General features: G+C 64.6%; 18 protein-coding genes and 1 tRNA gene. 4 read left to right on the top strand and 15 right to left on the bottom strand.

The annotated features are described in order from the left end of the window. Positions 1-21: 21 nt before the first annotated feature. Entirely contained in the window at positions 22-825 is an 804-nt protein-coding gene (locus tag BDOA9_RS05605; RefSeq protein WP_025032967.1) for an SDR family NAD(P)-dependent oxidoreductase, read from the bottom strand. 315 nt (positions 826-1,140) lie between these two features. On the opposite strand from BDOA9_RS05605, the gene BDOA9_RS05610 reads away from it, so the two are divergent. Further along, complete coding sequence (locus BDOA9_RS05610) at positions 1,141-1,776, top strand: TetR/AcrR family transcriptional regulator (RefSeq protein ID WP_025032968.1); 636 nt, start codon at positions 1,141-1,143, stop codon at positions 1,774-1,776. A gap of 213 nt (positions 1,777-1,989) precedes the next feature. Here BDOA9_RS05610 and BDOA9_RS05615 read toward each other — a convergent pair whose 3' ends face one another. From BDOA9_RS05615 to BDOA9_RS05675, 13 genes are all read right to left on the bottom strand, one after another. Further along, positions 1,990-2,829 (bottom strand): outer membrane protein, encoded by an 840-nt coding sequence (locus tag BDOA9_RS05615; protein ID WP_025032969.1) that lies wholly within the window; start codon positions 2,827-2,829, stop codon positions 1,990-1,992. Between the two features lie 221 nt (positions 2,830-3,050). Next, the gene (locus tag BDOA9_RS05620; protein ID WP_025032970.1) at positions 3,051-4,070 is read right to left on the bottom strand and encodes a glycoside hydrolase family 5 protein; all 1,020 of its coding nucleotides are present in this window, start codon (positions 4,068-4,070) and stop codon (positions 3,051-3,053) included. 13 nt (positions 4,071-4,083) lie between these two features. Further along, positions 4,084-5,367, bottom strand: a complete 1,284-nt coding sequence (locus BDOA9_RS05625; protein ID WP_025032971.1) for an O-antigen ligase family protein — start codon at positions 5,365-5,367, stop codon at positions 4,084-4,086. 335 nt (positions 5,368-5,702) lie between these two features. Continuing rightward, the gene (gene ptsN, locus BDOA9_RS05630; RefSeq protein ID WP_025032972.1) at positions 5,703-6,164 is read right to left on the bottom strand and encodes a PTS IIA-like nitrogen regulatory protein PtsN; all 462 of its coding nucleotides are present in this window, start codon (positions 6,162-6,164) and stop codon (positions 5,703-5,705) included. Positions 6,165-6,392: 228 nt separating this feature from the next. Next, the gene (hpf, locus tag BDOA9_RS05635) at positions 6,393-6,998 is read right to left on the bottom strand and encodes a ribosome hibernation-promoting factor, HPF/YfiA family (protein ID WP_025032973.1); all 606 of its coding nucleotides are present in this window, start codon (positions 6,996-6,998) and stop codon (positions 6,393-6,395) included. 81 nt (positions 6,999-7,079) lie between these two features. Beyond that, positions 7,080-8,705: an RNA polymerase factor sigma-54 gene (gene rpoN / locus BDOA9_RS05640; RefSeq protein ID WP_025032974.1), complete on the bottom strand. Its 1,626-nt coding sequence runs from the start codon at positions 8,703-8,705 to the stop codon at positions 7,080-7,082. Positions 8,706-8,796: 91 nt separating this feature from the next. After that, entirely contained in the window at positions 8,797-9,813 is a 1,017-nt protein-coding gene (gene lptB / locus BDOA9_RS05645) for an LPS export ABC transporter ATP-binding protein (protein WP_025032975.1), read from the bottom strand. A 224-nt stretch (positions 9,814-10,037) separates the two neighbouring features. Then, on the bottom strand, positions 10,038-10,742 hold the full coding sequence (locus BDOA9_RS05650) for an LptA/OstA family protein (protein WP_025032976.1): 705 nt from the start codon (positions 10,740-10,742) through the stop codon (positions 10,038-10,040). A gap of 5 nt (positions 10,743-10,747) precedes the next feature. Further along, on the bottom strand, positions 10,748-11,479 hold the full coding sequence (gene lptC / locus BDOA9_RS05655) for an LPS export ABC transporter periplasmic protein LptC (protein WP_025032977.1): 732 nt from the start codon (positions 11,477-11,479) through the stop codon (positions 10,748-10,750). 162 nt (positions 11,480-11,641) lie between these two features. Next, entirely contained in the window at positions 11,642-12,256 is a 615-nt protein-coding gene (locus tag BDOA9_RS05660) for a ribonuclease D (RefSeq protein WP_025032978.1), read from the bottom strand. Between the two features lie 105 nt (positions 12,257-12,361). Next, positions 12,362-13,678, bottom strand: a complete 1,317-nt coding sequence (locus BDOA9_RS05665; protein ID WP_025032979.1) for a UbiA family prenyltransferase — start codon at positions 13,676-13,678, stop codon at positions 12,362-12,364. Between the two features lie 206 nt (positions 13,679-13,884). After that, positions 13,885-14,460 (bottom strand): hypothetical protein, encoded by a 576-nt coding sequence (locus BDOA9_RS05670; protein WP_025032980.1) that lies wholly within the window; start codon positions 14,458-14,460, stop codon positions 13,885-13,887. Beyond that, positions 14,460-15,719, bottom strand: a complete 1,260-nt coding sequence (locus tag BDOA9_RS05675; protein ID WP_244521452.1) for a beta strand repeat-containing protein — start codon at positions 15,717-15,719, stop codon at positions 14,460-14,462. Before BDOA9_RS05675 ends, BDOA9_RS05670 begins: the two co-directional genes overlap by 1 nt. Positions 15,720-16,424: 705 nt before the next feature. Between BDOA9_RS05675 and BDOA9_RS05680 the strand changes: the two genes are divergently transcribed. Together BDOA9_RS05680 and BDOA9_RS05685 are read left to right on the top strand one after the other, a co-directional pair. Further along, complete coding sequence (locus BDOA9_RS05680) at positions 16,425-17,696, top strand: MFS transporter (protein ID WP_025032982.1); 1,272 nt, start codon at positions 16,425-16,427, stop codon at positions 17,694-17,696. A gap of 88 nt (positions 17,697-17,784) precedes the next feature. Next, positions 17,785-18,297 (top strand): lysozyme inhibitor LprI family protein, encoded by a 513-nt coding sequence (locus BDOA9_RS05685; RefSeq protein WP_025032983.1) that lies wholly within the window; start codon positions 17,785-17,787, stop codon positions 18,295-18,297. A gap of 125 nt (positions 18,298-18,422) precedes the next feature. On the opposite strand, the gene BDOA9_RS05690 is transcribed toward BDOA9_RS05685, so the two are convergent. Beyond that, a tRNA-Leu gene (locus tag BDOA9_RS05690) sits at positions 18,423-18,509 on the bottom strand. A gap of 150 nt (positions 18,510-18,659) precedes the next feature. On the opposite strand from BDOA9_RS05690, the gene BDOA9_RS05695 reads away from it, so the two are divergent. Continuing rightward, a complete protein-coding gene (locus BDOA9_RS05695; RefSeq protein ID WP_025032984.1) occupies positions 18,660-19,625 on the top strand; it encodes a complex I NDUFA9 subunit family protein in 966 nt (321 codons plus the stop codon). The last annotated feature ends 241 nt before the right edge of the window (positions 19,626-19,866 follow it).

Consider the following 19,866-nt stretch of genomic DNA (forward strand, 5'->3'; position numbering starts at 1 on the left):
GTTCGTTGTCGGGCTTGCAGCTCACATTCCCATGCCGCCATCGACCGGCAGTCCGATGCCGGTGATGAAGCGGGCCTCGTTCGAGCACAGGAACACCGCGGCATTGGCGATGTCGCCGACCTCCGCGAGCTTGCCGAGAGGCGTCTGCTCCACCACCGAGCCGACCGCGGCGTTGACGTCGGGCGCGAGACCGATCTTCACGATGTCGCCCGCCAGCTGCAGGCCCATGTCGGTCGGGATCAAGCCGGGATAGATGCAGTTGACGCGCACGCCATAGCCGAGCTTGCCGGCCTCCATCGCGGCGACCCGCGTCATGCGATCGACCGCGGATTTCGTGCCGGAATAGACCGCGATGCTCGGGAAGGCGATCGTCGCCGCGACGGAAGCGATGTTGACGACCGCGCCGCCTTTGCCCGCCGCTCCGCCCGGCCGCATCGCGCGGAAGGCGTGCTTCATGCCGAGCACGGTGCCGACGATGTTGACGTCGCACATCCGCCGCGCATCTTCGGCCTTGACCTCCGAGATCAGCGAGGTGATCTCGATGCCCGCATTGTTGACGAGGATGTCGTAGCCGCCGAGGGTGGCAACCGTCGCAGCAGTCGCTTTCTCCCACTGCGCATCGTCGGCGACATCCAGATGCACGAAGCCGGTCTTCACACCGAGCCTGGCGATCTGGCCGGCGCTGTCCTTGCCGACGTCGTCGAGGATGTCGCCGATCATGACCGCCGCACCGGAGCGCGCCAGTGCCTCTGCAATAGCGGCTCCGATCCCGCGGGCTCCGCCGGTGACCAGGGCTTTGCGGCCATCGAGACTCTTCTCACTCATCGCACGTCCTCCCTTTGCTTGGACTGATCTTTTGGAATGATCTGTTCGCTGATGATCGATGCGTGCCGCGATTGGCGGCACGGTGCCGGCGGGGTTTGCGCAACGGCATGCGAGTCCATTCCGGCGGCGCGGCGCCGGTGGTCATCTCCTCCGTTTGCGGACGTCTTGACGACTGTCCAAATTCTTGGCGCGCACACTCCTCCCGGAACTTGACGGTTGTCAAGGTGAAAATTTGACAGTTGTCAAAGAGGATGGTCTGTAGACGATGATGGCCGATGTGATCGCGGCGACCTAGACACGGGAGACAGCGCGACGATGGCGCGGCAAGCGACAGGAGCGGCGAAGCGGGCGGCCGTGGCGGAGATCGTCCGGGACGACAAGTTCAACGCGCGGCGCATCGAGCTTGCCGAGGCCGCGCTCGAAACGCTTGGAGAGCTCGGCTTCGCCCGGACCAGCCTGCGCGAGATCGCGCAGAACTCGGCGTTCACGCACGGCGTGTTCCACTATTATTTCAGCGACAAGCTCGACCTGATCTGCTGCTGCGTTCGCCACTACAAGGCGAAGTGCGTGACGCGCTATGACGAGGTCGTCGCGACAGCGACGAGCCGCGACGAATTGACGGAGGGCTTCCTCGCCAAGCTCGCAGCAACGCTGCAGAACGAAGCCCGCATGCACCGGCTCTGGTACGATTTGCGCGCGCAGGCGATGTTCGAGGCGGCGTTTCGCAAGGATGTGCTCGAGATCGACAAGAGCCTGGAAGCGATGATCTGGCGCATTGCCTCCCGCTATGCCGAGCTCGGCGGCAAGCGGCCGGCGTCGTCGCCAGGCGCGCTCTATGCGCTGTTCGACGGGCTATTCCAGAGTGCGCTGCTCAAGCACCTCGCCGGTGACAAGAGGGCGGTTCCGGAATTGCTGGACGAAGTCCGGCGCCTGCTGCCGACGGTCTGCTGAAGCGCACGAGCGGCGCCCAAGAAGGCGTCGCCGCGCGAGACTTGTACGTTGAGCCATCCAAATTGATCGTCCGACTCGAAACGGCTTGGATGCGGCATGCCGCCGAAAGTGGGACGTCTCGCGAAGCAGCAATTGTGGTTTCCGGCCGGGCGCTATTTCCTGCGCACCATCAAGCTGAGCCCGGCCGCTCCCTTTGTCTGCTTACGCGATCATTCAGTACTTCGCGATGACGGCTGATCCACCGAACCGATAGTTGATGCCCACCTTCACGATGTCGATGTCCTGACGAATGTCGATCAACGAGGAGCTGGGGGCGACTGGATGGGCGAACCCCACGCGCTTGCTGTCGAAGCCGTAGTGAGTGTACTCGATCAAGGCCGACCAGTTGGGAGCGAAGGCCCATTCGACACCAGCACCTGCCACCCAGCCCACGCGATCGGTGCTGGCGCTTGAATTACAGGGAACAAAAACGAAGAATCCCGCGCCAGGACAAAGGAAGCCGCCCATCAACGTGAAATTATCAAGACTGTAGCGGTCATGCGCAAATCCGACGCCGCCCTTGCCATAAACGAGGAAGCGATCCCATGCATAGCCGATCCGACCCGTGACGCTGGCGACCCAATCGGTGCGGCTCGATAGAGTGGCGGGCGCGCCGGTAAATCCGGGGAAGAAGGGATCGTTGGCCATGCCGTGAAGATCGGTGGCCGTGAAATCGCCGGCAATCCCGAGCACCCAATTACTGGCGAATTGGTAGTCGCAACCGACCTGAACGCCCCCTACAACTCCGACGTCTCCGTTCACCCCAATGCGATCACCAGGCACATTGCCTATGGTCATTGCGGGCACGATCAGCGCCGCTGTGCCGATTCCGGTATCCGTGAAACCCGTCCTGCTTGCACCGCCGCCGACATGGCCGCCGATGTAACAGCCGGTCCAACTGAAAGGCACGACCGCCGCAACCGGCGCTTTCGTGTAGGGACGCGCTCCCAGATCGGCACCTTGAGCAGAGCCTGCGACAATCAGAGCCGACGTCGCCAGCAGCAGTCGTTTCATTCGTCACCCCCGAAGCAATCAGCGATAGAAATCTCCGGCAAGGTACATCGGCCGGCCACCGTGCGCTGTATTCGGGCAGCAACACTCCGACACATTTGGTAATGGAGTACTGCTCAGAAGTGAACGCAAGGCGCCGCCTGTCGGCGTCTTAAACTGGAAGATGGCGCGTAAGGCGGAGCGATGATCGCATCGCGCGGTTTGAGTTCAGGTCATGTCGCGTTTCAGCGCTGGTTTGGAATCAGCGCCCGCAGGATCTCCGGCTTCCAGCTTTGCCGCGCGCTGTCGAAGGCTGCGAAATCATGATCGAACTGCCAATAGGCCCAGGCCCAGCCGAGCCGCTCCGCGCTTCGCGCCACGAACGACAGATATCGCGTTCGTGCCTCAGCTGGAGCGGCCTCGTACACGCCGAACTCGCCGAGATAGATCGGGCGATTTTCCCGTTCGGACCAGGACCTGACCTTCTCGAAATCGGCGCGCGCCTTCTGCTCGTCCTCCGGCGAGCCCCAATCGAGCGGGCCGATCTGCGATAACGTCGGCGACCACGGTGCGCCCTGATGGGTGAAGCGGAACGGCGCGTAATAGTGGAACGTCACGATGAGGTTGCGGTCGTCCGACGGCAGGACCAGGTCCTCGACGGGCATCTCGTCGACGTTGAGGACCGCAGCGACCACCGGCCGGCGGGGATTGGTGGCGCGGATGATGCCGAGACATTCGTTCAGAAGGGCGTTCCAGGCGGCGGACGTCATCTGCCCGCCCGGCTCATTGAGCACCTCGAACACGAGCGTCGGATATTTCCCGGCATAGCGCGCGGCGATCTGCGTCCAGAATGCCTTCAGCCTCCCGGCGCACGCGGCGACGTCGCGCTGGCAGACATGGGTGTCGTGCTCGTCCAGGATGGGGATGAGATTTCGGGCGAGCACCTCCTCGATGACGGCATCGAGCCGCCTCAAGACGATCTCGTCCAGCGCATTCTCCGGGTTCATGAACTTGAAGCCGAAGAAATTGATCCGAACGTGCGAGAACCCGGCGCGCCTGATCGCAGTGAGGTTTTCGAGACGAAATGGCGCGTTCCGGCCCCCCTCCCAGATGCCGTCGTAGCCGAGGATGTTGATGCCGCGCCCCAATTTTGGGGGAGCTGATTTGGCCTGTCCGGCTGCTTCAGCCGGAGAGCAGATTGCAAGCACGGAGAGCGCGAAGGCGAGACTGCACGTTACAGCCCGGCGGACGCAGACGGCTTTCATCCTGGCTGCCCCATCATTGCTGCAGGTCTTGTTGCGGCACCGGCCGGCACACCGCGAAGAAGAAGGCGACGAGCAGCACCGAGGTGAACATCGTCGAGCGAAGGAACATCGTCTCCGTGAAGTTCGATTGAAAGCTGAGGACGACGAATCCGATGATGAGCGCGCAGTGGCGACGGTCGATCGACCGCGTGGCGATCAGGTACAGGACCTTTTCCGAGAACAGATAGACGCTCGCCACGAACAGCACGTATCCCAGGAAACCCGTCTCCATCAAAACCGCGATGTAGCCGCTATGGTAATTGTCCAGCACCCAGCCGTGGTTCTGGTTGAAATAGTCGTAAATCGCGGGGCGTGTCCAGAATCCGTTGATGCCGAAGCCGAGCAGCGGCGCATCGTCGAAATGGCCGATGGCGTACTGCCAGATGAACGTTCGCTCGGTCAAGTCGATGGTCGATTCGCCGAGATGGAATGAATCGTACCCGGTGACGTAGAAATACAGGATCAGCAGCGCAGCCAGGAGGCACATGACGACCGGCAGCACCGCGTAGATCCTCATGCAGCGGATCGACCACATCGAGGTGACGAGCAGTGCGCCCGCGGCAATCGCGACGGCGCCGGCACCACGGGATTCCGAGGCGATGACGCATGTCGATGCCAGGAGAAAGGTCAGGAGGAAAACAATCCAGCCCCGGCCCGACATCTTCTGATAAAAGGCAAAGAACATCAGATAGGCGCTGATGAAGCCGAGCGTCTGCTTCGATTCATAGATTCCCTGCCACTGGCCATTGTGCATCCAGCTCTGATCGACGCCGATCTCGGGCACGAAGACCGTACACAGGGCCGAGGCGGCAACCAGGATGAAGAGCCCCAGCGCCGTCGCTCCGACGATCTCGTCGATGTCGATCCGCGTGATGAGGCAGTACGCACCGAAAGTCGTCACCACGAGGGCCGCGCTCTTCATGATCGCCGCCGTGGCGAGGCCGGTCCAGAGCACGGAAACAGCGGCGAGAGCATAGAATGCGACCAGCGCGATGAAATCGGGATTGGGCTCTAGGCGCAGGCAGGGACGCACGAAGGCACTGGCGTAGATCAGAACGACCCACATCAGAAGCGCAACGGCCTGTTGCACAAAGCTCCATTCTGCGGGAAGCAGCGCGGGGTGGAAGACACCCATCGACGCGATCACGTTGACGGTGATCGAGCCGCGCATGACGTTTCTGGCCAGCCTTTCCACGCCGGCGCGGGGCGCATTCAAGATCGCGCTGGCGTCCTCCTCGGAATCGTGCAGGCTGGTCATGAGCTGACCGCCTGAAGCACGGCGAAGCTTTCCTCAGCGGGCATCGCGAGCGACGCGCTGCCGCCGGGTCCCGGCTGGTCCAGGCCTGATTCCCAGGGCCATTCTCCCGCCGCGGCCGCGAGGCGCAACGGCGTCATTCCATTCCCAGTCACGTTCGCTCAGTCCACAGCTTCAAACGCTCTTAGCGGATGTTGGCGCCGCCCAATGTGCCGTGCGTCTCAAGCGGGAAGATTTTCGTAGCTTCTACCTTTGAGATCAAGGTGGCATGACGCGACGCTGCTCACAATCAGGTGCGAGACGCGATCGGGCCCTTGACCGGTGAGAAGGACGGAAGGTTACGCCGCCGTTGCCGGCGGCAGCGCCAGCACGGAATAGATCGCCTGCGCATCGCGCGAGGCGCGAAGCTTCTTGGCGATGTCCTGGTCGCGCAAGAGGCGCGCGATACGGGCGAGCGCCTTGAGGTGATCGGCGCCGGCGCCTTCGGGGGCGAGCAGCAGGAAGACGAGATCGACCGACTGGCCGTCCATCGCCTCGAAATCGATCGGGCGGTCGAGGCGTGCGAACAGGCCGAAGATCTTCTCCAGCTTGGGCAGCTTGCCGTGGGGAATGGCGACGCCATAGCCGACCGCGGTGGTGCCGAGCTTCTCTCGCTGCAGCAGCACCTCGAACACCGCGCGCTCGTTCTGCCCGGTCAGTTCGGCGGCCTTGGCCGCGAGCTCCTGCAAAGCCTGCTTCTTGCTGTTGACTTTCAATGCCGGGAGAATCGCCTCGGGTGCGACCAGATCGGTAATCGGCATGGAGGCTTTCCGAGGTGAATTAAACCGTCAGGTTCCGATTTGGCAGCTTGATAGACCAAGCCCGGCCGGCGTCAATAACATGAAGCAGGAGGGGGACTTAGCCCAAGCCCTGCCAAGTCCAGATGTGGGGGGCTTCTACTCCAACGCAATCCCGGTGCCAACTCCCGCGTGCAGCTTTGCCCCCGTCATTGTTAAGGACCGGGATGGTACGGTGCCGGCCCCAGGGGCCTAGCCGCCGGCCTGGCCGTCCACCTTGGCTTCCGGCGGGTCGATCCAGCCCACATTGCCGTCCGCCCTGCGGTATATGATGTTCACCCGGCCGGACGAGCCATGCTGGAATACCAGGCAGGGTGCCCCGCTGAGGTCGAGTTCCATGACGGCTTCGCTAACCGAGAGCCGCTTCAACGACGTGGTTTGCTCGGCGATGATGACGGGGCTGTAGCCGGTGACTTCCTCCTCGCCCTCTCCGGGCGCTTCCAGCACGTAGCTGGTGGCGTCGAGCGCAGCCATCGCCTCGGAGGCGGCATGGGCCTTGCGCGCGGAGCGGTCCTTGAGCCGGTTCTTGTAGCGACGCAGCCGCTTCTCGATCATCACCAGCGCCTGGTCGGCACTGGCATAGGCATCCGGTGCGTTCGAATCGGCCTCCAGCGTGATTCCCGAATCCAGATGCAGCGCGCAATCGGTGCGAAAGCCGAAGCCGTCCTTGCTGAGCGTGATGTGGCCGGAATAATTGCCGTCGAAATATTTGCGCAGCACCTCGTCTGTGCGGTCGGCGACGCGGCCGCGCAGGGCCTCGCCGACGCTGATGCTCTTTCCCGAGATTCTGAGAGTCATGTGATGCCTCGCTTGGTTGGTGCCCAGCTTGGATCGGTCTCGATGGGGCATCGAGAGTAGCGCGATTTGGCGCCAGCGCAATCAGGCCGGTTCGGGATTGCGGGAGCGATCGGACAACGCGGTAGAGAGGACGTTACCAAGGGCACTCTGCTTGTCGCGGCGGCGTTGCACCGAGGAAGGTATGCGCATGGCTTCGCGGTATTTCGCGACCGTGCGGCGGGCAATATCAATGCCCGAGGCGCGCAAGCGTTCCACGATGGTGTCGTCCGACAGGATCGCGGAGGGCTCCTCCGAATCGATCAGCTGCTTGATGTGGTGACGCACCGCTTCCGCCGAATGCGCTTCGCCGCCGTCCGCCGAGGCGATCGAGGCCGTGAAGAAATATTTCAGCTCGAACGTGCCGCGGTTGGTCGCCATGTATTTGTTGGCGGTGACGCGCGACACCGTGGATTCGTGCATCTGGATGGCGTCGGCGACGGCCTTCAGATTGAGCGGGCGCAAATGCGCGACGCCATGGGTGAAGAACCCGTCCTGCTGGCGCACGATCTCGGTCGCCACTTTCAGGATGGTGCGGGCGCGCTGGTCGAGCGCGCGCACGAGCCAGGTCGCGTTCTGCAGCGCGTCGGTGAAATAGGACTTGTCGCCGTCCTTGCCGATCTTCTTCGACAGCTCGGAATAATAGGTCTGGTTGACCAGCACGCGCGGCAAGGTGTCGCTGTTGAGCTCGACATGCCAGCCGCCGTCGGGGCCCGGGCGGACATAGACGTCGGGCACCATGGTCTGCAGGCGCGCCGAGCCGAACTTCATGCCCGGCTTGGGATTGAGGCGGCGGATCTCGCCGATCATGTCGGCGATGTCCTCGTCGTCGACGCCGCAGATCTTGCGCAGAGAGGCGATGTCGCGCTTGGCGAGCAGATCGAGATGCTCGACCAGCGCCTGCATCGCGGGGTCGTAGCGGTCGAGCTCGCGCAGCTGGATCGCCAGGCATTCGCTCAGAGAGCGCGCGCAGACGCCGGGCGGGTCGAATTTCTGCAGCACGGCAAGGACGTTTTCGACCTCGGCCTGCGACGTGCCGAGACGCTCGGCGGCCTGGCCGAGATCGGGCGGCAGATAGCCGGCCTCGTCGACGAGGTCGATCAGGTACTGGCCGATCATGCGCTGCGCGGGCGCGGTGAAGGCGACCGAGAGCTGCTCGGCGAGATGGTCCGACAACGTTGTCTCGGCCGCGACAAAAGCTTCGAGATTGTAGTCTTCGTCACCGGAGGCGCCGCCGCCCCATTCGGTATAGGTGGTCGGCGCGGCATCCTGGGCGTTGCGTGCGGCCGCCTCGGCCGGCTCCTCGGAGAAGACGTTGTCGAGGCCGGTGTCCAGGGTCTGCTCGATCTCGGCGCGGGTGCCGAGATCCTTGCTCATCCATTCTTCCTGGCCCGGCTCGAAGCTTTCCGCGCTGCCGCCGAAGCCGTCCTCGCCCTGAGCCTCGCCCTGGCCACCCTCGGAATCGCCGTAACTGCCGGCCTCGGCCGGGGCTTCTCCCGCGGGGACTTCGTCACTGGCCCGTTCCAGCAGGGGGTTTCGCTCGAGCTCCTCTTCCACGAAGGTGGTGAGATCGAGGTTGGACAATTGCAGCAGCTTGATCGCCTGCATCAGCTGCGGCGTCATGACCAGCGACTGCGACTGCCGGAACTCTAATCTCTGCGTAAGCGCCATGAAGCAAGAACCGTTCCCAAAAATTTGGTCCGATTTTTGCTTATCCTAGTCCGAGCCCGATGTACACGTCTTGACGAAACGCAAAAACGGGCTAGAGGCGGAATTCCTCGCCAAGGTAAAGGCGGCGCACGTCCGGATCGGCGACGATCTCATCCGGAGTTCCCTCCGTCAAGATTTCCCCGGCATAGACGATATAGGCACGGTCGGTGAGGCCGAGCGTCTCGCGGACATTGTGGTCGGTGATCAGCACGCCGATGCCCCGATTGGTCAGATGGCGGACGAGATCCTGGATGTCGCCGACCGCGATCGGGTCGATGCCGGCGAAGGGCTCGTCGAGCAGCATGTAGTTCGGCCGCGTCGCCAGCGCGCGCGCGATCTCGACGCGGCGGCGCTCACCGCCGGACAGCGCGATCGACGGTGATTTCCGCAGCCGCGTGATATTGAACTCGTCGAGCAGCGAATCGAGCTGCTGCTCGCGCTTCTTGCGCGAGGGCTCGACCACTTCGAGCACGGCGCGGATATTCTGCTCGACGGTGAGACCGCGGAAGATCGAGGCTTCCTGCGGCAGATAGCCGATGCCGAGCCTCGCGCGCTGATACATCGGCAGCCTGGTGACGTCGTGGCCGTCGAGCTCGATCGCGCCGCGATCGGCCTTGATCAGGCCGGTGATCATGTAGAACACGGTGGTCTTGCCGGCGCCGTTCGGGCCGAGCAGGCCGACCGCCTCGCCGCGGCGAACATAGATGCTGACGCCGCGCACCACCTGGCGGCTGCCGAAGGCCTTTTCCACGCTATGCACAGCCAGGAAGCCGGGCCGGTTCAACAGCTGCGGCCCACCGGTACCGTTGGACCTGGCGGCCGTGCGGACCGGATGAACGGCCTGCGGACGCGGCTCGGCCTGATAGTCGGCGTCGTAGTCGCCCTTGTAGTCACCTTGGAACTGGTCAGGCGCGCGCGGCTGATCGCGGGCAATCGGCGGCGCATCCCTGACAGGACTGGGCACGAGGCCGCCGACGCTGTCACCGAGCGCAGTAATGTCCTGACGCGCAAATCCTGGCCGGCCGCGCTTGGCGGGGCGCCGACGGAACATGCTGAAGAGATCGACCATCCCCGCCTTCTAGCCTTTACGCGTCGCCTTGAGCGAAATCCGCGCGATCTGCCGCGCCAGCCAGAGCGATTCGCTGACGCAGCATGGGTGAAGGGATGTCTCATGCCCAGTGAAACACGCCCGAAAAGCGGCAGATCCCGCCTCGAAAGCCCTGCGCGCTAGATACAGGCTCGCTCGCCAAGCTTCAACCTCGGATCGGGAGCACCCGAACCAAGTTGTTGAATTCACTTTTGTTTACTTGCGCCAGGCAATTGCAAGGGCGGCGCCGCGCCAGGTTTGCTCCCCTGGCCGCAATCATTGCTGCCGCCCTGCGGCAGCAGCGCCTGCACCCGCCCGTTGTCGGATTCCACGCGGGACACACCGGTGGTCATGTCGACCATCAAGCGATCACCGCGCAGCACGTTCTTGCACTGGGTCAGGACCACCTGGCCGCCCGCGCCGCCGAGCATGGTGATGAGGTTGGTCTTGGTGTCGAACACCGCGGTCTCGCCCGTCACCACCTGGTCCTTCTGGGTGACCACGACATTGCCGCGCGCCTCGAGCCGCTTGATCGAGGAGCTGCCGCCCGGTCCCGGCTGCGCCGACTGCATCGGCGCCGATTTCGCGCCCTTCGCTGCGGGCTGCGGCGCGGCGGGCTTGTCGCCGCCGGACTCGTAGAAAACCACCAGCGTCTTCGAGGTCATGGTGGTGTCGCCCTGCACGACCTTCACATTGCCGGCGAAGGTCGCCTCCTTCTTCTTGTCGCGCATCTCGAGCGAGGCGGCTTCGATCTGGATCGGCTGATCGCGGTTTTGCGAAAAGCCCTGCATCGCATTGGGCACACCCTGCATCGTGCTCTGCGCGAGGGCCGCACCCGTGACGAGCAGCGCGAGGCCGATCGCGAGCGCGGCCTTGCTGACAAAAACGTCACGCGGGAAACAGGTCATCATGAAAATCACTTCGAATTGGCAGACTTGTTTTGAGGCGTGCGTGTCTTCGTCGGCGCCGGCTCAGCTGGTGGCGGCTGACTAGCGGCGGGCTCGTCGAGCTTGTCGAGGTGCATCACCACGTTGCCCTCGAAGCGGATGACTTCGCCGCCCTCGGTAATTCGCAGGCGATCCGCACTCAGCGTGCCGTTGGTCAGCTTGACGTCGACGCGCTCGTCCGAGGAGACCGTGCCCTTGCCCATGTCGACGAAGGCCGAGTTCAGCCGCGCCTCATAGCCGGTCGAGGTGCGCAGCAAGATGTCCTTGCGCAGGTCGAGCTGCTGCTGCTTGTTGTCGAAGCGGCCGGTGCGGGCGTCGAGGAACAGGGTCGACTTGTCCTCCATCAGCACTTTCGCACGGAGGTCATTGAGATCGACATGATCGGGATCGGTGATGTCCTGCGTCGCGGTCTTGGCCCAGAGCTCGTAGGGCCGCTGGTCGGGCGTGTAACCGGCGAGGTGCGGTGATTCCATCGTGATCTTGGTGCCCGACACCACCAGATTTCCGGAGTCGAGCGGCAGCTTCGGCATCAGCATGCGGAACGGATTGAAGATCGAGACGCCGACGATGGCGGCCATGGACAGCAGCACCGCACTCGGCACCGCGATGCGCAGAATCCGCACCAGGCGGCTGTGGCGCGCCGCGCTGGCGAACTTGGCCGCAAGCGCGGCGTCGTAGGCGGGGTTCTGGGCCGAATTCACCTAGGTTCCTGCTTGCCTGGCTCCTGACGAGGAGTCCGCCTTGTCCGGTCGAGGGGACACCCCATTCTATCCGGCGCCGCCCAAATATGCAGCCGGCGACAGGCCGTTACGAAAGTGTCCGAAACGGGGCGGCAAGGTCCGGCCATTCGCCGCGCGGGGCCTTCAGGAATGCGCGAAAATGTCCTCTTCCGCCCAGCCCTGGAGGTCGAGCAGGGCGCGGGTCGGCAGGAAGTCGAAACAGGACTGCGCCAGCTGGCTGCGGCCTTCCCGCACCAGCATGGCGTCGAGCCGCTCGCGCAAGCCATGCAGATGCAGCACGTCGGAGGCGGCGTAGGCGAGCTGCGGCTCGGTCAGGCTGTCCGAACCCCAATCGCTGGACTGCTGCTGCTTGGAGAGGTCGACATTGAGCACCTCGCGCACGAGGTCCTTCAGGCCGTGGCGGTCGGTGTAGGTGCGGGTCAGGCGGGAGGCAATCTTGGTGCAATAAATCGGCCCGGTCATGACGCCGAAGGTCTGGTACAGCACCGCGACGTCGAACCGGGCGAAATGGAAGATCTTGGTGATCGCGGGGTTGGCCAGCAGGGCCTTCAGGTTCGGCGCGTCGGTGTGACCCTTGGGGATCTGCACCACGTCGGCGCTGCCGTCGCCTGGCGAGAGCTGCACCACGCAGAGCCGGTCGCGGTGCGGGTTAAGCCCCATGGTCTCGGTGTCGATCGCCACCGCTCCGGTGTAGCGCGTGAGGTCGGGCAGGTCGCCGCGGTGCAGGCGTACGGTCATGGCGTTTCAAAACCTCGGGTCGAATCGGTCAAGTCGGTACAATAGCGAATTCGGATTGCCCGCGGTGTAGCCATTGCCGGCGGGCCGCGCAAGCACGGGGTCGGGTCAGATCGCCGCCAGCATGATGCAGATCATCGCCGCGACCGCGATGCGGCTCGGGCCGTCCCGGAAGGCATAGAGGATGGGATCGTCGGGCATCTCGCGGCGATGCGCCATCATCAGGGCGCGGCCGAACCAGTAGAGCAGCAGCGGTGTGAGCAGCCACAGCAACCAGGGTCGGCTGTACAACGGCGTCACCGCGGTCGAGGAGACGTAGAGCGAGAACACGGTCACCGCGTTCATCGCGCTCGCCGCGGCCATCGCCGCGAGGACGTGCAGGTCGGTGACGCGATAGTCGCGGTTGGAGGGATCGGTCAGCCCCGCGCTCTCGCGCATGCCGAGCTCGCTGAAGCGCTTGATCAGCGCCAGCGAGGTGAACACGAACAGCGAGAAGATCAGCAGCCATTCCGACAGCACCACGCCGACGCCGACCGCGCCGGCGACGATGCGCAGGCTGTAGAGACCGGCCAGCGTGACGATGTCGACCAGCATCTTGCGCTTGAGCACGAACGAATAGGCGATCGTGGTGGCGAGATAGGCGCCGAGCACGCCGAGGAACAATGGCGAGATGCAGAGGCCGACGGCGGCCGCGAACAGCCAGAGCGCAGGGATCGCAAGCAGCGCGGACGAGATCGGCAGGTCGCCGGCGGCGAGCGCGCGATGGCGCTTGGTCGGATGCTGGCGGTCGGCAGAGAGATCGAGCAGATCGTTCATCAGATAGGCGCCCGACGCACAGGCCGAGAACGCCAGGAACGCCAGCAGCGCCGAGCCGAGCGCTGCAAAGTTGATCTGATGCGCAGTGACGACAGGCACGAACACCAGCGTGTTCTTGGCGTATTGATAGACGCGAAGCGCCTTCGCCCAGGTCTTCAGGCTCGCACGCTTGCTGCTCCGCGCGTCGATGCGCGCGATGAAAGCACGATCGAATGGAAGGTTGCCGGTCGCAAGCTCGGCAGGCGTCACGACGCCGTCGAGGCCGAGATGCGCGGCGATGCCCGCGGCCTGATGGGCAAAGCGGTGAGCGACCAGATAGACTTTCTCGCCCCGCGCCCGCGCCGCCAGTGCCTGGTTCAGCACCTCGGCATCATAGGGCAGATGGGCGTAATCGATCTCGGCGTGTGCCAGGATATCGGTGAGCGCCGCCATGCCTGGTCGCCCGCCCGCGCCGAAGCGGGCAAGCATGCGTGCCGGGGCGCTGAAGAGCGCCTCCATCAGCAACTCCGAGCGCAGCAGCGCGCCTTCGAGCTCGATGACGAGCGTCCGGGCAACCGTCGGCGACGGCGTGGACGCGCCAGAATCGTACTGCCGGGCAGGCTGCTCCATCCGAAAACGCTCTGACTTGCCACCAACTGACCGGCCCGAGAGCTGGCCGGGGAGCAGGGAAATGGACGGCGGCGAGCCTAGGGGGCATTCGCTAAGGGCGGCTTAATCGGGGTGGAGAGCCGCGGAGGGCCTCCCGCGGGCATCCGCCGGATTCGGCCTCAACTTCTGTATTCCCAAAGGATAGAAGGGGAGATGGCGCCCCGCTCTCACGGCGACTTCTTCTGCGCCGGCGCGGCCGGCTTCGAAGGAGCTGTCTGGGCTTGGGTTTGGGCGGATACAGCGTCCGGCGTGGCGATGGCGATGGCGAACAGACGCCATTGCCCGGCGACGGTCTGAAAGGTGAGATCGAATTTGATCTGCTGCGGTTGGGTCGGAATGTAACCCGCAAGACGCAGCATTCCCCACTGGTCGAGTGCAGGCGCATCGGTGAATTGCGGCGCCAGCAATGCCGCGCCGTAGAGGTCGAAGTTGCGGCGCCGCAGGTCGAGAAAATTCAGCCCGAGATCGGCGGCGGTGTTGCGCGCCTGAAAGTCGGGGGCAGCGAGGTCGCGCAGCACGGTGTAGTTGCCGGTGCGGTTGGCATCGTTGAGCGTGAGCAGCGTCGAGCGGATCAGATAGAGCGCCTGCTCCAGCGAGACAGGCAGCGACGGCTGTGCGGAAGCCGCAGCCGGCGCAGGCGCCTTCTGCTGCGCCATCGCTCCGTCACTTCCGCAGGACAGCAGCAGCACCAGTGCTATCATGGCGCGCGCGATCAACTGCGCCGACTTGCCGAAGCCCGCCATCACCAGCCGACGCGCATGCCGAGGCGGCCGCCCAACCCGCCGCCGTTGGTGCCGTAAGTCAGGCCGCCGCTGGCCTGCACGTGCTCGCTGACGCGCAGCGCCGCACTCATGGAGAGCGCATTGGTGTTCTCAAACGTGCCCCAGTTCATGCTCATCGCGATCTTTTCGGACGGCATCAGCCAGGGCGAGCCGGACATCGCAAGAGCCATTGCGACACCGTTGATCGCCTTGCCGGTCCTGCCGTCGATCTCGTTGAGGCGGGCATTGATGCCGGCGAGCTGGTTGTTGATGTTTGCGATATCTCCGGAGCCCGCGAGCCCGAGCGCACCGAGCGAGGTGGAAGCGAGATTGCCGGCAGCGTCCGTGGTGACGAGCTGCACCGGTCCGGACTGCGCGGCCGTGCTCGCGGCCGAAGTGACGCCCGTCATCGTGTAGGTATTGCTCGCGGTGCCGTAGACCTGTTGGTTGGCGCGCGTCGCGGCGGCGCCATTGCCGATCGCGGTAGAGTTCGCGAAGGTTGCGGAGGCGCCATTGCCGAAGGCCGAGGAATTCGCGCCGGTTGCGTTGGAGCCGTTGCCCACCGCGGTGTTCGCGACACCGTTTCCGCTCGCGTTGGCGCCGTTTCCGACCGCAATGTTGAAGCTGCCGGTCCCGCTGGCATTGGATTGCGTGCCGTTCGCGATATTCCTCGAATTGGCGCCGTTGGCATTCGCCAGATAGCCGGCCGCCGCGTTCGAGCTGTTGGTGCCAAATGCGGTGGCGGCGTTGCCGGTGGCGACGTTATAGCTTCCGGACCCGCTCGCGTTGGTATTCACGCCGGTCGCGATATTGAAGCTGTTGTCGCCGGTCGCGTTGGAGTTTGGGCCGGTCGCGATGTTAGCGCTGCCGTTGCCGTAGGCGTTGGCGTTGGTCCCCGTCGCGGTGTTGGAGCTGTTGTCGCCGTAAGCCCTGGCGACAAACCCGCTCGCAACATTTCTGCTGTTGTTGCCGGAGGCATTGGAACTGCGCCCAGTCGCAACGTTCCTGCTGTTGTCGCCGTTGGCGAGGGCTGTCAGCCCGGACGCGAGATTGCCGCTGTTGTTGCCGCTGGCGTTGGCTCCGGCGCCGGTCGCGATATTGTTGCTGTTGTCGCCGCTGGCCTGCGCGTTGTTACCGGACGCGATGTTTTTGCTGGTGTCACCGCTGGCGATGGCTCCCGCTCCGGTCGCGCTGTTGAAGCTGTTGTTGCCGCTGGCGTTGGCATTGTTTCCGGTCGCCATATTGGAGCTGCTGTGGCCGCTGGCGTTGGCGGAACCGACGGCAATATTGCTGCTGGCATTTCCGTCAGCGTAAGCGCCGCTCCCGATCGCGGAGTTGTTGCTGCCCGCACCCGGAGCGGAGGCGGAAGGCCCGCAGGCAAAATTGCTCGCTGATCCGGCGGCCGAGGCGCCTTGCTCGGACGCGGCCCCATCTACGCACACGAACTGAGCCCGGGCCTGCGGCGCGCAGGCGCAGGCCGCGACCACGGCCATGAGCGCCGTTGCGAGAAATGCTGTGACTGGCGCTCGCGGTGAAATCGTCATGTTCGGTCCCCATCCCCGTCTTCCAAACCCGCAACCGGCAAGACGAGGAAGAATGAAGACCGTCACTTCCAGCCCCAAGCCGCCGCCAAACGCGATCGACGTTTGGCAACTCTCAAAGCATGCGGCCGGTGGTTTTGGGAAGACGCACGATGCACGAAAGCCTGCGCGGCCTATCGTCCTCCCATATTCATGGGAGCCGCCCGGTGTCCCGGCTTCTCAGTCCGTGCACGCGTTTCGCCAAGAGGCGGACGGTTTGTCGAATGCCCGGCTGTTGCATGGAACCCACAATGGCGCACGAACTGCCCGTTTCGGCGGAGCCCATGGCGCGCGTCCCGTGGAAAATCGGGCGGGCTCACCCCATCTGCCAGTTTCCCTCCCCCGCCGACCCACGAATCGAGATCCATGACCGAACAGACGCGCGCCGCGCCGATCGACGATCCATCGGAACGCCAGCGCGGCTTCTCGCGCTATCAGGCGCTCCTCATCGCGCTGCTCGCATTCACGCAGTTCACGATCATCCTCGACTTCATCATCATGTCGCCGCTCGGCGCGATCCTGATGCCCGCGCTCGGCATCACGGCCACCCAATTCGGCGTCGCGGTGTCGGCCTACGCGTTCAGTGCGGGCATTTCGGGCGTGCTGGCCGCCGGCTTTGCCGATCGCTTCGATCGCAAGCGCCTGCTGCTGTTCTTCTATGTCGGTTTCACGCTCGGCACCATGCTTTGCGCCGCCGCGCCGAATTATCACGTGCTGCTGCTGGGGCGGATCGTGACCGGATTGTTCGGCGGCGTGATCGGCTCTGTCGTGCTCGCCATCGTCACCGACCTGTTCCCGCTGCATTTGCGCGGCCGCGTCATGGGCTTCATCCAGACCGCGTTCGCCGCCAGCCAGGTGCTCGGCATTCCCGCCGGACTGTTCCTCGCCAACCATTGGAGCTGGCATGTCTGCTTCATCGCGATCGTCGTGGTGTCGATCGCCGCGATCGCCGTCATCGCCTTCGCGATGGACCCGGTCGACGCGCATCTGAAGCTGAAGCAGGACCGAAACCCGTTCCACCATCTGATCGCGACGGTCGCGCAGCCGCGCTATACACTGGCCTTCGCCGTCACGACGCTGCTGGCGACCGGCGGCTACATGCTGATGCCGTTCTCCAGCGCCTACACCGTGCACAATCTCGGCATCGACATCACGCACCTGCCGACGATCTATCTGGTCTCCGGCCTGTTCAGCATCGTCACCGGGCCGCTGGTCGGCAGGGCGAGCGACGCGTTCGGAAAATATCCGACCTTCGTGTTCGGCTGCGCCATGACCGTCCTGATGGTGCTGATCTACACCCATCTCGGCCACGTTTCGCTGGCGACCGCGATTCTGGTCAACGTGCTGATGTTCGTCGGCATCTTCTCGCGCATGATCCCGTCACAGGCGCTGATGTCGGCGATCCCCGAGCCCGGCCAGCGCGGCTCGTTCAGCGCGGTCAGCGCCTCGCTGCAGCAGCTCTCCGGCGGCCTCGGCTCGGTACTCGCCGGCGCGATCATCGCGCAAGGCGCGGACGGCACACTGCTCCATTTCGACCGGATCGGCTACGTCGTCGTGACCACGACGATCGTCACGCTGGTGATGATGTATTTCGTGCAGAAGGCGGTGGCGGAGCGGACGGGGAAGACGGTGGTGTGAGGGGGCGGCTCCTGCTCCACATTCGGGTGAACCCACCCCTAGCCTTCGGTGACCAAGGTTGCATCGATGCGCCGAACGGAGATCTCCAGTGAAATTCAAACTTGCCGCCGCGATCCTCGCCGCAGGCCTCCCGCTGGCATCGATGGCTTTCGCCCAAGACACTACCCAAAAAGACACCACCCGCAGCACCGCGCCAGCCGACCTTGCCGTGATCGATGCCTGCCTGAAGAAGGTGGAGAAAACCGGCGGTTTCGGCGCCGCCTGCATCGGGCTCGTCGCCGACCCCTGCATCAAGGCGGCGGAGGGCGCGAATGACGATGTCGCCAGATGGAAGGCCTGCGCGGCGCGCGAACTCGCGGTCTGGACGCAGAAAACCAGTGAGGCGCTGAAGAAGGCTCAGGCCGGCGGTTTCGCCGACGCGATCAAGGCGGTCAATGACTCGCAGAAAACTTTCGCCGCGTCGCGTGATCGCCTATGCGCGGTCTTCGACAACGTCGACCCCGGCATGTACCGGGGCGGCGCGAGCTACTGCCGCCTGCGCGAGACCGCGAACCGCACGCTGAGCCTGATCAAGCTCGGCGCTGCGGTCAACGAGCACTGAGGCCTCCCAGGGGGCTCGGGGTTCACCGGCCTTTGCCGTCATGTTCCGACATGGGTTCGGTGTCGTGGACCGGTCAGCAGCTCGATGTCCTGCGGATGAGCGATTTCAATCGCTTGAGCAGGAGATGGTGCCCAGGAAAGGACTCGAACCTTCACGGCCGTTAAGCCACTGGCACCTGAAGCCAGCGCGTCTACCAATTCCACCACCTGGGCATGCCGTTTGGGGCACGGAGGCGGTTACTACGGTTCGGTGACGCCGTTGTCAATTCGTGCGTGAGGCCGGGGTCGGGATGCCGATTGCGCATCGCAAACCGGCCCGATACAAGCCTGCACGACGCACTCTTTTCCGCAGGAACGGCTCCCATGGCATCGAATCTGGACACGCTCGTCACGGTTTTCGGCGGATCGGGGTTTTTGGGCCGCAGCGTCGTCCGCGCCCTGTGCAAGCGGGATTACCGGGTCCGGGTCGCGGTGCGGCGGCCGGAACTCGCCGGATACCTCCAGCCGCTGGGCCGGGTCGGGCAGGTCCACAATGTGCAGGCGAATCTGCGCTATCCGGCCTCGGTCGAGGCGGCGCTGCGTGATTCGCATGTCGTGATCAACCTGGTCGGCGTGCTCACCGAGAGCGGCGGGCAGACGTTCGACGCCGTCCAGGCCAGGGGCGCCGAGACCGTCGCCAAGGCGGCGGCCGCCGCCGGCGCCCAGCTGGTGCATGTCTCGGCGATCGGGGCCGATGCGCAGTCGCCCTCGCGCTATGCCAGGGCCAAGGCGGCCGGCGAAGCGGCGGTCCTGGCCGCGGTTCCCTCAGCCACGATCTTCCGCCCCTCCGTGATGTTCGGCCCGGAGGACCAGTTCACCAACCGCTTTGCCGCGCTGGCCCGGATGTCGCCGGTGCTGCCCCTGGTCGGCGGCGAAACGAAGATGCAGCCGGTCTATGTCGGCGATGTCGCCACCGCGATCGCGGATGCGGCCGACGGCAAGGCCAAGGCGGGCGCGACTTACGAGCTCGGCGGGCCGGAAGTGCTGACCATGCGCGAGATCATCGAGGCGATCCTCGAAATCACCGACCGCAAGCGGATGCTGGTGCCGCTGCCGTTCGGCCTCGCCCGCTTCAAGGCCAACTTCCTGCAATTCGCGCCGGGCGCGTTCAAGCTGACGCCGGACCAGGTCACGCTGCTCGAGCGCGACAATGTCGTGTCGGAGGCGGCGAAGGCGGCCGGGCTGACGCTGGAAGGCCTCGGCATCCAGGCCGATTCGCTGGAGGCGATTGCCCCGCAATATCTCTGGCGCTTCCGCCCGCAGGGCCAGTTCCAGCGCATGAGTGTGTGAGTTTCACCTCTCCCGCTTGCTTGCGCGGGAGAGGTCGCCGCGAAGCGGCGGGGTGAGGGCTTTCTCGTCATCGGGAGTCTCTCCGTGGAGACACCCTCTCCCCGACCCTCCCCCGCAAGCGAGAGCTTTGCGTAATGAGTTGTGCTGGAGTGAAGTTCGATATGGGGCTTTTTTTGAACGGCCTCGCGTAGCCCCAGAGGGGTGGGGCGTCTGTTTTTCGTGGCCGCGGGGTAGCGGCGGG

The organism is Bradyrhizobium sp. DOA9 (genome assembly GCF_000617845.2).
Lineage (GTDB): Bacteria > Pseudomonadota > Alphaproteobacteria > Rhizobiales > Xanthobacteraceae > Bradyrhizobium.

Coding starts and splice junctions, on each gene's coding strand:
- rpoN (WP_025032974.1), bottom strand. CDS start 8,705: ATGGCGCTTACGCAGAGATTAGAGTTCCGGCAGTCGCAGTCGCTGGTC.
- BDOA9_RS05625 (WP_025032971.1), bottom strand. CDS start 5,367: ATGACCAGCCTGCACGATTCCGAGGAGGACGCCAGCGCGATCTTGAAT.
- BDOA9_RS05680 (WP_025032982.1), top strand. CDS start 16,425: ATGACCGAACAGACGCGCGCCGCGCCGATCGACGATCCATCGGAACGC.
- BDOA9_RS05610 (WP_025032968.1), top strand. CDS start 1,141: ATGGCGCGGCAAGCGACAGGAGCGGCGAAGCGGGCGGCCGTGGCGGAG.
- BDOA9_RS05620 (WP_025032970.1), bottom strand. CDS start 4,070: ATGAAAGCCGTCTGCGTCCGCCGGGCTGTAACGTGCAGTCTCGCCTTC.
- lptB (WP_025032975.1), bottom strand. CDS start 9,813: ATGGTCGATCTCTTCAGCATGTTCCGTCGGCGCCCCGCCAAGCGCGGC.
- BDOA9_RS05660 (WP_025032978.1), bottom strand. CDS start 12,256: ATGACCGTACGCCTGCACCGCGGCGACCTGCCCGACCTCACGCGCTAC.
- ptsN (WP_025032972.1), bottom strand. CDS start 6,164: ATGCCGATTACCGATCTGGTCGCACCCGAGGCGATTCTCCCGGCATTG.
- BDOA9_RS05665 (WP_025032979.1), bottom strand. CDS start 13,678: ATGGAGCAGCCTGCCCGGCAGTACGATTCTGGCGCGTCCACGCCGTCG.
- BDOA9_RS05675 (WP_244521452.1), bottom strand. CDS start 15,719: ATGGCGACCGGAAACAATGCCAACGCCAGCGGCAACAACAGCTTCAAC.
- BDOA9_RS05605 (WP_025032967.1), bottom strand. CDS start 825: ATGAGTGAGAAGAGTCTCGATGGCCGCAAAGCCCTGGTCACCGGCGGA.
- hpf (WP_025032973.1), bottom strand. CDS start 6,998: ATGACTCTCAGAATCTCGGGAAAGAGCATCAGCGTCGGCGAGGCCCTG.
- BDOA9_RS05615 (WP_025032969.1), bottom strand. CDS start 2,829: ATGAAACGACTGCTGCTGGCGACGTCGGCTCTGATTGTCGCAGGCTCT.
- BDOA9_RS05695 (WP_025032984.1), top strand. CDS start 18,660: ATGGCATCGAATCTGGACACGCTCGTCACGGTTTTCGGCGGATCGGGG.
- BDOA9_RS05650 (WP_025032976.1), bottom strand. CDS start 10,742: ATGATGACCTGTTTCCCGCGTGACGTTTTTGTCAGCAAGGCCGCGCTC.
- BDOA9_RS05670 (WP_025032980.1), bottom strand. CDS start 14,460: ATGGCGGGCTTCGGCAAGTCGGCGCAGTTGATCGCGCGCGCCATGATA.